At 50.2% G+C, this 12278-nt stretch carries 12 protein-coding genes; 3 read left to right on the top strand and 9 right to left on the bottom strand.

Annotation, left to right across the window (positions count from 1 at the left end):
* Positions 1 to 1066, top strand: a 1066-nt coding sequence (locus tag CAG65_RS15465; RefSeq protein WP_161454226.1) for a glycosyltransferase family 4 protein, incomplete at its 5' end; no start/stop codon positions are given.
* A 66-nt stretch (positions 1067 to 1132) separates the two neighbouring features.
* On the opposite strand, the gene btuC is transcribed toward CAG65_RS15465, so the two are convergent.
* The 8 genes from btuC to CAG65_RS15425 form a co-directional block, all read right to left on the bottom strand.
* Positions 1133 to 2125: a vitamin B12 ABC transporter permease BtuC gene (btuC, locus tag CAG65_RS15460; RefSeq protein WP_161454225.1), complete on the bottom strand. Its 993-nt coding sequence runs from the start codon at positions 2123 to 2125 to the stop codon at positions 1133 to 1135.
* Between the two features lie 92 nt (positions 2126 to 2217).
* On the bottom strand, positions 2218 to 3246 hold the full coding sequence (locus tag CAG65_RS15455) for a succinylglutamate desuccinylase (RefSeq protein ID WP_161454224.1): 1029 nt from the start codon (positions 3244 to 3246) through the stop codon (positions 2218 to 2220).
* 175 nt (positions 3247 to 3421) lie between these two features.
* Positions 3422 to 5215 carry a M3 family oligoendopeptidase gene (locus tag CAG65_RS15450; protein ID WP_161454223.1) on the bottom strand — a complete coding sequence of 598 codons (1794 nt, stop codon included), beginning with the start codon at positions 5213 to 5215 and terminating at the stop codon, positions 3422 to 3424.
* Between the two features lie 20 nt (positions 5216 to 5235).
* Positions 5236 to 5844, bottom strand: coding sequence for a histidine phosphatase family protein (locus tag CAG65_RS15445; protein WP_161454222.1), 609 nt, complete (start codon positions 5842 to 5844; stop codon positions 5236 to 5238).
* A 3-nt stretch (positions 5845 to 5847) separates the two neighbouring features.
* Positions 5848 to 6399 (bottom strand): bifunctional adenosylcobinamide kinase/adenosylcobinamide-phosphate guanylyltransferase, encoded by a 552-nt coding sequence (gene cobU / locus CAG65_RS15440; protein ID WP_161454221.1) that lies wholly within the window; start codon positions 6397 to 6399, stop codon positions 5848 to 5850.
* The gene (locus CAG65_RS15435) at positions 6396 to 7196 is read right to left on the bottom strand and encodes an adenosylcobinamide-GDP ribazoletransferase (protein WP_161454220.1); all 801 of its coding nucleotides are present in this window, start codon (positions 7194 to 7196) and stop codon (positions 6396 to 6398) included. Before CAG65_RS15435 ends, cobU begins: the two co-directional genes overlap by 4 nt.
* Positions 7193 to 8224 (bottom strand): nicotinate-nucleotide--dimethylbenzimidazole phosphoribosyltransferase, encoded by a 1032-nt coding sequence (cobT, locus tag CAG65_RS15430; protein ID WP_161454219.1) that lies wholly within the window; start codon positions 8222 to 8224, stop codon positions 7193 to 7195. The genes CAG65_RS15435 and cobT overlap by 4 nt, the downstream gene beginning before the upstream one ends.
* Positions 8225 to 8369: 145 nt before the next feature.
* On the bottom strand, positions 8370 to 8981 hold the full coding sequence (locus tag CAG65_RS15425) for a flavin reductase family protein (protein ID WP_161454218.1): 612 nt from the start codon (positions 8979 to 8981) through the stop codon (positions 8370 to 8372).
* 487 nt (positions 8982 to 9468) lie between these two features.
* Between CAG65_RS15425 and CAG65_RS15420 the strand changes: the two genes are divergently transcribed.
* Positions 9469 to 10158, top strand: a complete 690-nt coding sequence (locus CAG65_RS15420) for an NAD(P)H-binding protein (RefSeq protein ID WP_021705527.1) — start codon at positions 9469 to 9471, stop codon at positions 10156 to 10158.
* Between the two features lie 173 nt (positions 10159 to 10331).
* Complete coding sequence (locus CAG65_RS15415) at positions 10332 to 11705, top strand: L-cystine transporter (RefSeq protein ID WP_161454217.1); 1374 nt, start codon at positions 10332 to 10334, stop codon at positions 11703 to 11705.
* A 41-nt stretch (positions 11706 to 11746) separates the two neighbouring features.
* On the opposite strand, the gene CAG65_RS15410 is transcribed toward CAG65_RS15415, so the two are convergent.
* Positions 11747 to 12142, bottom strand: coding sequence for a GFA family protein (locus tag CAG65_RS15410; RefSeq protein WP_161454216.1), 396 nt, complete (start codon positions 12140 to 12142; stop codon positions 11747 to 11749).
* Positions 12143 to 12278: the final 136 nt, after the last annotated feature.

The raw sequence follows: 12278 nt of genomic DNA, 5'->3' as shown, positions 1-12278 counted from the left end.
ACTTCATACAGAATCCGTAAACGGCTGGGGTGGCCAGGGTATCCGAGTGCTCAACGAATCGTTAGGCATGATAGAGAGAGGTCATGAAGTGGTGATCGCCTGCCCGCAAGACTCCGCGCTATTTGAAAATGCTCAAAAGCGCGGAGTTCCCGCCGTCGCTCTTCCCATCCGGAGAAAATCGTTTTCCGGCCTTTTTAGCATGTATAAGTATCTTTCATCACACCACTTCGATGTTATTAATACGCACAGCTCAACGGACAGTTGGCTCGTTGCAGTGAGCTTGATATTTTGTCGAAATAAACCGAAAGTTGTTCGTACGCGACATATTTCCACTTCAGTTAAAAATAATAAATCGACACTTTGGCTCTACAATCAGGGGTGTGATTTTATTGTCACAGCCGGTGAAAGACTGAGAGAACAGTTGAATCGTGAAAACAAGATTCCTCTGGAGAAAATTCAATCCGTACCAACCGGAAGTGATGAACTGCATTTCCTTCCTACTCAGGATATTCTAAAAAGTAAGCAAGCAGTCAATTTGCCTACTGATAAGATGGTGATCGGTATTGTTGCTAAAATGCGCTCCTGGAAAGGTCATGAGACCTTGGTCGATGCACTGCAAAAACTCAAGCGGGATGATTTTCATCTTGTCATTGTCGGTGATGGCCCTAAACGCGCTGAGATTGAACCCCGCGTTCCGTCCCTTCACTATCCTGTCACCTTTACTGGTGAGTTGGACAACGTGGTACCTTATTTACAGGCAATGGACGTTTTCTGCCTTCCCTCGTACGGTTTTGAAGGGCTTCCTCAGGCAATGATGCAAGCCATGCTGTGCCAACTTCCGGTCATCGCTACCGACGTTGGCAGCGTGACGGAGTTGATTCAGCATGAGCAAAATGGCCTGATCGTTAACATTCGAGACAGCGATGATCTGGCAAAAGCCATTGAGCGTCTGTTGGATGACCGTACGCTGCGTACCCGTTTCGCAGAAAAAGCACGTCAAATCGCGCTGGAAAAATGTACGCTGACTAAAATGGTCAACGACATGGAAACCATTTTCGCCAACTAAAACGCACAAAGGTTACCTCAAGGTAACCTTTTTAGCGCTTGCCCGCACACTTAGCGTAAGTCGTCGTTAGGCATCATGATTTCGCACCAACATCCAGATAAATACCGGCGCGCCTATGGTCGTGGTTACGACACCGAGCGGCAGTTCTGCGGCATTGAGCGCGGTTCTGGCGACTAAGTCTGCAATCACCAGCAGCAATGCACCAAAGAGAGCCGAAAGTGGGATCAGATAGCGGTTCTCTGTCCCCAGGGCCAAACGCAATAAGTGCGGCACGACCAACCCCACAAAGCCGATCACGCCGCCAAGGGCCACAGCGCCACCCACCAGTACCGACACAGCAAGAATAAGCTTCCAGCGAATGGCATTCACGTCTACCCCTAACTGCTTAGCATGCAATTCACCCAACATGAGTTTGTCTAGCACGTTGCCTTGGCAACACAGCCACAGCACAAAAGGAATCAGCATTATGGTTAACGTATGTTGATACCAGGTTGCACCACCGATACTGCCCATCAGCCAGTACATCAACTGACGTAAGCTCAGGTTGTCACTGAAATAGAATGCCCAGGTGACCACCGCGCCGGACAAAATCCCCAGTGCCACCCCCACCAGCAGCAAACGGGTGGTGGTCAGTTTCATCGCTTTGGCCATCGACACAAGCAGAAGGGTAAAAACCAGAGATCCCATCACTGCCGCCAGCATGAATCCAACTGGCGTTGCTGCCCACGGCAGAAAAAACAACACCAGAACCATGGCAAGGCTGGCGCCACCGGATATTCCAAGTACGCCCGGCTCAGCCAGCACATTGCCCAGCAGCACCTGTAGCACCGCGCCGGAAACCGCCAGTGAAGCCCCGATTGCAACGGCAGCCAGCAAACGAGGCAAGCGCAGTTGCATGACTAATTGTTGGTCCAGTGCTGACCATTCGGCGAAGGGCGAGATGAACACTTCCCCCACCATCAAATAGCCAAAACTGAACAAGATCAATCCGGCAATGAAAAAAGTGGCGCTGCGCTGCCAACGCTGGCGTTTAACTCGAAGAAGCTGATTGAAATCCATCAAAGCATCGGTATTTGTGTATAAACAAAAAGAATGGCTTAACGATACCGTTAAGCCATTCAAATAGAAAGCGAATCTAAGTCGGTCTCAGGTTAATCGTAGACCAGTTGATCGTCTTCGTAACGTGTCGCGACTTCACACACCATCAGTGCTGCACGCTGACCGATTGCGACATGACGGTTCGGGAACACGATCGCCTCACCCTCATTTTTCGCCATCAGCGGCTTATCGCCATCATGACCAAACACTTCTCCGTGCTTAAATGCGGTAAAGTTTTCAACCTGATCATCGAACATAAAGTCGAAATCGTCATGCAGGCGCACCAACGTACGGCTGACACGATACATAATGGTTCGTTTAGGCAAGTGTTCCGCTTTGGCAGAGGCCACCAAATCACGTAACGCCAGATCAAAGGCCACCAATTTCTCGAGATCATTTTCCCCGATGCGAGCCACACGCCCCAGTTCCATCGTCAATGCTTGTGCGCCGAAGTTTTCAGCGCTGTACCAACTGAAGGTACTGGATGGTGCATTGGACAACAACACCGCTTCCACATGGCCGCTTTCAACGAAATCAAACAAGGCTTTGCTGCGCACCGGATGGCGGGTTTTCGGGCTCACCGCAAAAGTGTAATGCTTGGACAAACGAATGGCGCAGTGTAAGTCCAGATGCCAACGGGTTTCTGGCTCTGTTCCGGCATAGAAGTCCGACACCACCGATTTCAGATTGTCTGCAATCGTGGTCTCTTTCGACGGCTCATGCTCTTTGTCGTCAAACAAGCGGTTGAGGTTTTGCTCGATAAAACGCGTGTGATTATTGGTGGCTTCCGGGTGCGCAACAATAAACAGACAACGTTCAGTGACAGGCTGAAAACCGGTTTGAATATCTTCGATAATCTTATCGGCCAGCTCCATGGGTGCGGTTTCATCGCCATGAACACCACACGAGATAATAATGTTTTTGGTCTCAGACCCGACATGCTGAGGAATCACTTCCAGCACACCACGTTGGTGCAGTTTCAGTGTCACTCCGGAAGCTGACGTTTGCTCGCCCGGGAGCATTTCGTGTTCTAAGTCGAGGCTGTCAAAAAGAAAAGATTGGCGAAAGAGGGATTTCGTCATGCGCTACTCCTTTATTGCACAGCGGTATGTTAATGAATTGTACGGACGATTTATGTTGAAATGATCTCACTTATCGACAGAAAACCTGTCTCTGCCTGTAAATCCATTCACACTCTGCACAAAATTAAGCCGAGCATCACCGCTCGGCTCATATTCCGCATATTCTACCACTAAATCATTGCGCTAGCAGTTGTTCAAAGCGATCAATTTTTTCTTTGACGCGCGCAAAACTCTGTTGCCAGAAATCGGGCTTGGTCAGGTCCATGCCCAGGTGCTTTTGCACTACCTCTTCTGCCATCATACTGCCGGTGTCGCGGAGCAACGCAACGTAATCGGCATAAAACTGGTCGCCTTTTGCCTCGCGTTGCGCGTAAACGCCGCCACTGAAGAGATAGCCAAACAGGTACGGGTAGTTGTAAAAGCTGATTTCCGAAATACTGAAATGCAGTTTGCTGGCCCAGAAATAAGGATCCGTTTCGTCCATCGATTCCCCGTACCACACTTTCCAGGATTGGCTCATCAGTTCGCACAACTGGCTGGCGCTAAATTCTCCAGACTGACGTTGCTCGTACAGAGCTTTCTCAAACTCAAACCGCACCGGAATATTGATCGTGAGCGCATAACAGGAGGAGAGCTCTTCCCACAACATTTCCAACTGCTCTTCACGCGTTTCGGCCTGACTGAGCAAAGTATCACGGACGATATTCTCAGCAAAGATCGAGGCGGTCTCAGCCAACGTCATCGGATACCGTGTCTGGCACAGTGGCATATCCCGCATGACCCAATTGTGGAAAGCGTGCCCAAGTTCATGAGCCAGCGTCAGAAGATCGGAGCGGCTTCCTCCCCATGTCATGAAAACCAAAGGCGATCGGGTTGCGGCGAATTTGGTGCAGTACGCGCCCAAACGACGGTTGTCACTCGGTGAAGCGTCAATCCAACCATTATCAACCATCATCTGTACGAAGTCTGACATTTCCGGATGCACTTGCGCAAACGCGGTTTTGATAACCTCAATAGCTTCATCAAAAGAGTACACTTTAGGCTCAGAACCGGTCAGTGACGGCATCGCCGCCATGTGATTCCACGGTTTCATCGAGTCCAGCCCATAAACCTGAGCCATCAGTTGCCCGGCTTTCTGGCCAATACTGCGTTGCTGGTGCGCCACTGACATCATGGCATCCAGCGTTTCAGGTTCAATACAACTCTCATGTAGCGCAGGCTCAAGAAAATGCATCTCACGCTGATAAGAACGTTTCGCGTATTCCGTTAGTCTCCAGCCCGACAACGCATTGAGAATCGATGCGAAACTTTCCTGATGCGTTGCCATGGCTTTTTGAATACCACGCCACGCCGGTTCCTGCTTATCAAATTCACCACCGTAGAGTATGCTCGCTGCCTGAGAGAACCCCATGGTTTCATTCTGTCCGTCAGGCAATTCAAGCGTGACCTGTAGCGAGCCAGTCAGGTTATCGTAGAGTCTTCCCCACGCATCTCGGCCATCCACTTCCAGTGCTGAAATCAGCTGCTCTTGTTCTACTGGCAACATCACATCTGCCAACTTACGCAGGCTTTCTATGCCAAAGGCCTGACCATAAATATCACCGCTATCGTGGTCCAGCACCTGACGAATGAACTCATCGTCGGCGTAAGTCAGCGTATTTTCATACGGGCTGTAAGCTTGCGAAAGATCCGAGCTCAGTTTCGCCATTTTTCCGGTCAGAGACTTGGCCTGCGCGTTGGTGGCATCGACGGAAGCATGGCAGGTTGCAAACGTATTGATCGTGGCCAGCAGTTTCCCGGCGGCTTCGGAGGTTTGAATGGCGTTTTGTACGACGGACACAGAGTCACGCTGGTCGCTGTGTTGTTTGAGCACGGTAATGCACTGCTCGATAAGTTGAATGTCTTGCGTGATTTTGGGATCGTCCAAGCCTTGATAGGCAATCGTGAGGTTCCAACTTGGCGTTGTCATAGGTTGTCCTAATGTCATGCTTAAAGCACTTCACCAATCGTTTTTACGCTGGCAAAGCGCGAGTCCGTTACTGAAATTTGTACGTGAGAGAGCGACTGGTTGGCAATATTCAATTGTGAATACCACGCCGGGTTTTTCCAGTCCAAGTTAAGTATATGAGCCAGTATGATACGTATCGTCCCGCCGTGGCAAATAAGAAGTGTATCCCCGTGCGCCGTATCGACCAGTTTATCCCACGCCTGAGTAACGCGTTGATGAAACTCGGCTAGGCTTTCTCCATTGGGAAGCGGGCGGTCTGCCGGGTCGTACCAGAATGCTTCGAGCTCCTGCCATTTATCGTCCAGCTTTTCAAAAGCGACACCGTCGTAGTCACCGAAGTCCATTTCCTGAAACGCGGCATCAAGGTTTAGCGGTACATTATCCAGCCGTTCATGAAGTAAAGTCGCCACTTGTGCACAGCGCTGTAATGGAGAGCTCACAATGTGGGTTATCGGTAGTTCCTTTTCCACCATTCGGTCACGAATTCGGTGCTGAACGGCCAAATCGACCCCGACGTCGGTTCTGCCGTTCAGAGCCGATTGCCCGAGTGTTTTACCATGACGAAGTAAATAGAAATTCAGCACTTTCATCGTTTATCCTTTCAATCTCATTGGTAAACCCGCTGCGACAAAATCAACCCGATCAGCGATCGCGGCAATACGCTGATTCATCCAGCCAGCGTGATCGACAAACAGGCGAGACACTTGCCCCATCGGTACGACACCAAGACCGACTTCGTTCGAGACTAAACAGAGATACGCCGAAGACGCGCTTAATACGTCAACCAGAGTGTTCACTGCATCATGAATGTCGTCTGCCCTAGCCATATCGCCATGATTAAAAATCACATTGTTCAGCCACAACGTCAGGCAATCGACCAACACCACATCGTCGGCCTGAAATCGTTTCAGCAGCTCGGCCAACGCCAAGGGCGCTTCATGTTCCACCCATCCCACACCACGAGAGTGTCGATGATGTTCGATTCGCGTCTTCATCTCATCATCAAACGCAATCGCCGTCGCAACGTAATGCAATGGTCGGGACACCTCTCCCCGCTGGAACTGAGTGGAAACCTGCCTGACCCACTGCTCTGCGTGCGACGATTTGCCCGATCGCGCGCCGCCTAAAATCAGATGTACACTCATACCAATCCAGCTTCGATAAGCCAGCCATTGTGCGCAAACGCGACCAACAGCAAATAGATCCACAGCTCAGTCAATTGCTGAGCTGCGCCCAGACAATCCCCCGTAAAACCACCGATTCGTTTGATAAGCCAGGACTTAAAACTAAAACGAAGCGCCACAACAGACAAAATAAGGCTCAGCGCTACAACCGGGGAAAACCACAGGCAAGGCAATACGCCGCACAGAATCAGAAACCGCAACTCGCCTTTCGTCTGTTTGCTGGCCAGAGGCTTGGATTTACTGGTCTCACGGTCACTGACGTAATCCATATCGTAAATCAGACTGGCCGCCACCGTACGACTGAGCGTGTAAGCCAGTACCCACACCATCAGCAGTGAGGTGTGGGCAACCAACGCAGTCAACAGCGCATACTTCGCCAGTAAAGCCATGGCCAATGTTACCGCACCGTAGGTCCCGATACGACTGTCTTTCATGATCGCCAAACGGCGTTCGTGAGTCATACCGCCTCCGATACCATCTGCCATGTCGGTCAACCCGTCTTCATGAAACGCGCCTGTGAGGAGCAAACTAAACACCATGGTCAGCAGGACTGCGATATGACCCGGCAGGAACAGCGACAGCCATCCAAACACCAATGCGCAGAGTAGCCCCAGCAACGCCCCAACCAACGCGAAGTAACGGCCGGCGCGATTCATCCGCTCTTCAGAATACGGTGTGGATGACGGGATCGGTAAGCGCGAGAAAAAGCTCAGAGCCAGACAGAACAACTGATACTGCTCGTGTATACGAGAGATCATGGCACAGTCACTCCCGCGTCTTCAAAGCTGGCCATGGTGTTATAAAACTCGGCCGCTGCTTGCACTAATGGTACCGCCAACACCGCCCCGGTACCCTCACCCAGGCGAAGCTCCAAGTCCAGTAGTGGCTGAGCGTTAAGCTCTTCTAGCAAATACTTGTGGCCAGATTCGTGGGATTTGTGAGCAAAAATCATATATTCACGACACTCAGGTTCGACCAAAGACGCAACGTAGGCTGCCGCTGTGACAATAAACCCGTCGACAATCACAGGCACACGACGCTTGTACGCACCGAGAAACGCGCCCACCATCTGCACGATTTCGTATCCACCGACTTCAGACAATACATTCTTTACCGAGAGATCATCGCAGCGAGCGACCCCTTGTCCGACGACGGACAGCTTCTTATGAAACTGCGCGTCATCTATCCCGGTCCCGCGGCCAACGCAGAACTCCACGTCCCGTCCCGATAACGCAGCCAAAATTGCGGCAGCGCTACTGGTGTTACCAATCCCCATTTCGCCAAACATGACTAAATTCGAGCCTTTGTCGATCACTTTCTGAACCACGCTGGCGCCTAACTTCAACCCTTCTTCCACTTGCTGGACAGACATGGCCGACTGGTGAGCAAAATTGTGCGTACGATCGCCCAAACGTTGCGATACCAATGCTTCAGATGAGCGGTCAACCGGGATCAGAATACCGCAGTCAATAACTTTCATCGCTACCTGGTTCACGCGGCAGAAGCAGTTAATCGCCGCGCCACCCGCGAGAAAGTTCTCTACCATCTGCGATGTGACTGCGCTGGGCGCGATACTGACGCCCTCGTCCGCCACACCATGATCACCGGCAAACACAAGTACAATAGGGTTATGGACCTGAATCTCGGTGACTGCATTTGCTTTACCCTGACTCTGAATCAACGCCAGTTGGTGAGCCAGTCGCTCGAGCGCACCTAACGCCCCTGGTGGTTTCGTTTTTTGGTCGATACGATGTTGAATAAATGCAGAATAGGAACGATCAAGCATGGGTTAAGTCACTGAGATAAAAAGAGTAGCAGCCAATATAAACGTTTAATTACTCAGTTACCACTCGGTAAATAGTAGAAATATCACTCGAATCAAATCCCATAATTAGATTTGCGTCAAACTCCACAGGATGGCCCCCGCTTCGCTATTCTGGCCGTTTAATCGAAAAAGTTCGCTCTAGGGTCGCATACTCACTGCCACCCAACCTGGACAATGGGTTAACCTTTAGCGCATCGACTTTGAGACGGTCAGTGCGCTCATCAATCACCTCCTGACGTATGTATATTTGCTCAATCTGAGCAAATATCAGGCTCTGCGGCGTATCCCCGATTTCTTTGACTTCATACAAAGCGCATCCAAATGCAACCGGGCAAGACGCCACCCGGGGTAATTCAAACCCCTCGAATTCAGTCAGATCCACCCCGGTGAGCGCTATTTCAGACTCGCCATGCGCCAGCGGTGCGGATGACGCCGTCACTTGTTGAGCCAAGTCGACATCGGCAATGTGGATGACCAGTTTTCCTGTTTCCAGTGCATTGCGTGTGGTGTCTTTCACAACACCCGTGGACTTCTTTCCGACCGAAATCATCAGCAAGGGAGGCTGACTGGATATCGCGGTGAAGTACGAAAACGGCGCCAAGTTTAACGACTGCTGCCCGGAGTCTGTCAGCACCCATGCAATCGGTCGTGGGATCACCGTTTGGGTCATCAGATGGTAGATTTGTGTTGGAGCAAGTGTGGTTACATCGATATTCATATCACATCCTGAGAGGTTTACATCTGCATGTGGCCTTTCCTGACACTCAGGACTAGCAGTGTATTTTGAAGCATGTTGCAAACTTAGATTGCATTGACGAATCATTGTCCTATCAACTATTAGTAAAGATACTCAAAGAACTCCAGATTTTTCAGATACAGGTTCTGGTTTGGGAAAACCTCAACCCATCTAAATACTCAACCGTCATAACCGTGGCACCATAAATGCTCTAGGAATCACCCAACACTCGGTGGTATTGCATTCAGAATCGAGGAGGTTTGTATGTTTGCCAATCAACGCCCTCAAAAGACCAAACCGGCGAATCAACACAGCAATAAAAAGAAACAAAAGACCGTCCCACTATCCATTACCTAATTCACAAACGATGCAAAAAAGGCCTCAATAATGAGGCCTTTTGCGTTGAGTCATAGCGTATTGTTCACTTCACGTATACCATATTTGCATCAGTACTGATGAGATGAGCGTTATGGCGATAAATGGAGACAATCAGGTTGCAATCATTGCCGGTGGCACGGGTTTAGTCGGGGGAGAACTGACTAAACTGTTGCTCGACCATGCACCGATCGCGAAGCTTTACGCGCTCAGCCGTAAACCCTTGCCGTATTATCACAACAAGCTGGAACTTATTCAGGATCCTTATCTGAGAATCACCGAATGGGAAGCCGATAAGGCTTCTCCAACTCTGGGCTTTATCTGCCTAGGCAGTACTCGCAAACAAGCCGGTTCAAAGAAAGCGCTCGCCTCTGTCGATTTCGAGTTAGTGCGCGAAGTGGCGAAGTCGATGAAAACACTGGGAGTCAAACGACTTGCCGTGATATCCAGTTACGGGGCCAATGCCCGCTCTCCCTCCCACTACCTAAAATGCAAAGGCCGAATGGAAGCGGTCCTCTCAGAAATGGGCTTCGATCAACTGGTGATCGCCCGCCCCGGCCCTTTACGCGGACTGCGCGATCAACCAAGAACCGACGAAACAGTTGTTCAGACCGTTTTGTCTGCCCTCAAACCCGTAATGAGAGGACGTTTGGCTAACTTTGTTCCCATCGACGCAGAGAAAGTGGCCAAAGCGATGCTGTACGCCATCTACGAGCCTATGGGGCGAGGTATCACGATTCTAGATTCTAATGCCATACGACATTTGCTCAATAAATACCAATAAGTGGCCTTATTTACAGGGTTTATGACTAAAATCCACCCAATTGTTAGCATTGATAACTATCCGTTCTAACTCATAGGGATTTGGTCTTTTTCTCTTTATAAGCAAATCGTTATCTTTACCCTCAATTTCGTGTCAATTCACTTCCAACACATCCATCAAATTAAGGGTTCTTTATGTCAGTTGCGGTTATCGCTTCATTGGCAGTATTTGTCGGTATCCTTTTCTTCCTGTTTGGTCAACAACAGAAAGAACACACTACACTTTCCCGACTAGTGCTGCTGGGTCTTATTTTCGGTAGTTTATTTGGTCTGGCGCTGCAGTTGCTTTTTGGCGAAGGCAGTGTGGTCATCGCACAAACATTGCAATGGGTGGGCATTGTAGGCAGCGGTTACGTCGGCCTATTGAAAATGATCATCATGCCACTGGTACTGGTGTCTATGATTGCGGCCGTGGTTAAGCTGGAAAAAGGCGGTTCGCTGGGTAAGATTTCTGCTCTGACGATTTCCGTACTGCTGATCACAACCGCGATTTCCGCCTTGATCGGTATCGCGATCACGCACACATTCGGGTTAACGGCGGAAGGTCTTACCGAAGGTGCACGTGAAACAGCCCGTATTGCGGTACTGGAAAGCCGAGCCGACAGCGTTAGTGATCTGACGATTCCTCAGATGCTGCTGAGCTTTATTCCAACCAACCCGTTTGCGGACTTAACCGGCGCACGCTCAACCTCAATCATTGCAGTGGTGATTTTCGGCGTACTCACTGGTATTGCTGCACGCAAAGTGATGGGCGAAAAACAAGAACTGGAAACCCCGATTCGCACGTTCATTGAAGCCATTCAGTCTATCGTGATGCGTCTGGTTAAAATGATCATCGCGCTTACCCCTTACGGTATCGCCGCATTAATGGCGAAAGTGGTCGCAACGTCCAGCGCAGCAGATATCCTCAACCTGATTGGTTTTATTGTGGCGTCTTACGTCGCTATTGCTCTAATGTTCGTCGTGCATGGCGTGCTGGTTGCCTTTTTTGGCGTGAACCCGAAAGAGTACTTCCAGAAAATCTGGCCTGTTCTGACGTTCGCATTTACGTCTCGCAGCTCTGCCGCGACCATTCCGTTGAACGTGGAAGCTCAGATCACCAAACTGAATGTACCACCGGCTATTGCTAACCTGTCAGCGTCATTTGGTGCCACCATAGGTCAAAACGGTTGTGCCGGTATTTATCCTGCTATGCTGGCGGTAATGGTGGCACCGAGCGTCGGCATCAATCCAATGGACATCAATTTCATTCTGTCATTGGTGGCTATCATCACCATCAGCTCATTCGGTATTGCTGGTGTGGGCGGCGGCGCCACCTTTGCGGCGCTGATTGTTCTGCCTGCGATGGGCCTGCCTGTTACGATTGCAGCATTGCTGATCTCCATCGAACCTTTGATTGATATGGCGCGTACCGCGCTCAACGTATCAGGCTCCATGACGGCCGGTACTATCACCAGTCGATTGTTAGGTAATAAACAGACTGAACCGAATCAGGCTCAGGAAGCCTGAACACCGTCTTAAAAAAAGCCGATGCGAACGCATCGGTTTTTTTATTGGTCAGCGGGATGATTCACACCATCGTTGACCACAACCTCGCCAAGTTGATAAGGATTCACCCCTTCCAGACAGCCGATGTTGTAGCCGTATTCACTGGGATCTGAGCGGCGCTGATGATGCGTATAAATCCCACATACACTGCAAAAGAAGTGCTGCGCCGTATGCGTATTGAACTGATAGCGTGTCAGGCTCTCCTCGCCTTTCACCAATTGAAGATTGGCCAGTTTCACCGATCCTACGATCGCGCCTTTACGGAGACAGATAGAGCAATCGCACCGACGAGGTTTCTCGATTCCGTTTGGCAACGTCAATGCCAGCTCCACCGCCCCGCAATGACAACTCAACTTATGTACCGGTTGAATGACTGTCGCGCCAACTTGCTTGATCATATATCGTCCTTGATTATGTTGAGAAAAATCAGATTATACAAATCCTGATGTGCTAGCGATTCTCAGCTTCTGATTGTCAGATCTAAGGCACAAAAAAGGCTCTGATATCCATCAGAGCCGGCACTGGGGAAAGCAC

Source organism: Vibrio sp. V39_P1S14PM300, from assembly GCF_009904765.1.
Lineage (GTDB): Bacteria > Pseudomonadota > Gammaproteobacteria > Enterobacterales > Vibrionaceae > Vibrio > Vibrio proteolyticus.
The sequence above is the reverse complement of the archived record's forward strand: the minus strand, read 5'-3'. Positions and strand labels throughout refer to the sequence as shown.

Bases quoted from the DNA above. Each gene is read 5' to 3' on its own strand.
- CAG65_RS15450 (WP_161454223.1), bottom strand. From the start codon at position 5,215: ATGACAACGCCAAGTTGGAACCTCACGATTGCCTATCAAGGCTTGGAC.
- btuC (WP_161454225.1), bottom strand. From the start codon at position 2,125: ATGGATTTCAATCAGCTTCTTCGAGTTAAACGCCAGCGTTGGCAGCGC.
- CAG65_RS15410 (WP_161454216.1), bottom strand. From the start codon at position 12,142: ATGATCAAGCAAGTTGGCGCGACAGTCATTCAACCGGTACATAAGTTG.
- CAG65_RS15420 (WP_021705527.1), top strand. From the start codon at position 9,469: ATGGCGATAAATGGAGACAATCAGGTTGCAATCATTGCCGGTGGCACG.
- CAG65_RS15425 (WP_161454218.1), bottom strand. From the start codon at position 8,981: ATGAATATCGATGTAACCACACTTGCTCCAACACAAATCTACCATCTG.
- CAG65_RS15415 (WP_161454217.1), top strand. From the start codon at position 10,332: ATGTCAGTTGCGGTTATCGCTTCATTGGCAGTATTTGTCGGTATCCTT.
- cobT (WP_161454219.1), bottom strand. From the start codon at position 8,224: ATGCTTGATCGTTCCTATTCTGCATTTATTCAACATCGTATCGACCAA.
- CAG65_RS15445 (WP_161454222.1), bottom strand. From the start codon at position 5,844: ATGAAAGTGCTGAATTTCTATTTACTTCGTCATGGTAAAACACTCGGG.
- CAG65_RS15435 (WP_161454220.1), bottom strand. From the start codon at position 7,196: ATGATCTCTCGTATACACGAGCAGTATCAGTTGTTCTGTCTGGCTCTG.
- cobU (WP_161454221.1), bottom strand. From the start codon at position 6,399: ATGAGTGTACATCTGATTTTAGGCGGCGCGCGATCGGGCAAATCGTCG.
- CAG65_RS15455 (WP_161454224.1), bottom strand. From the start codon at position 3,246: ATGACGAAATCCCTCTTTCGCCAATCTTTTCTTTTTGACAGCCTCGAC.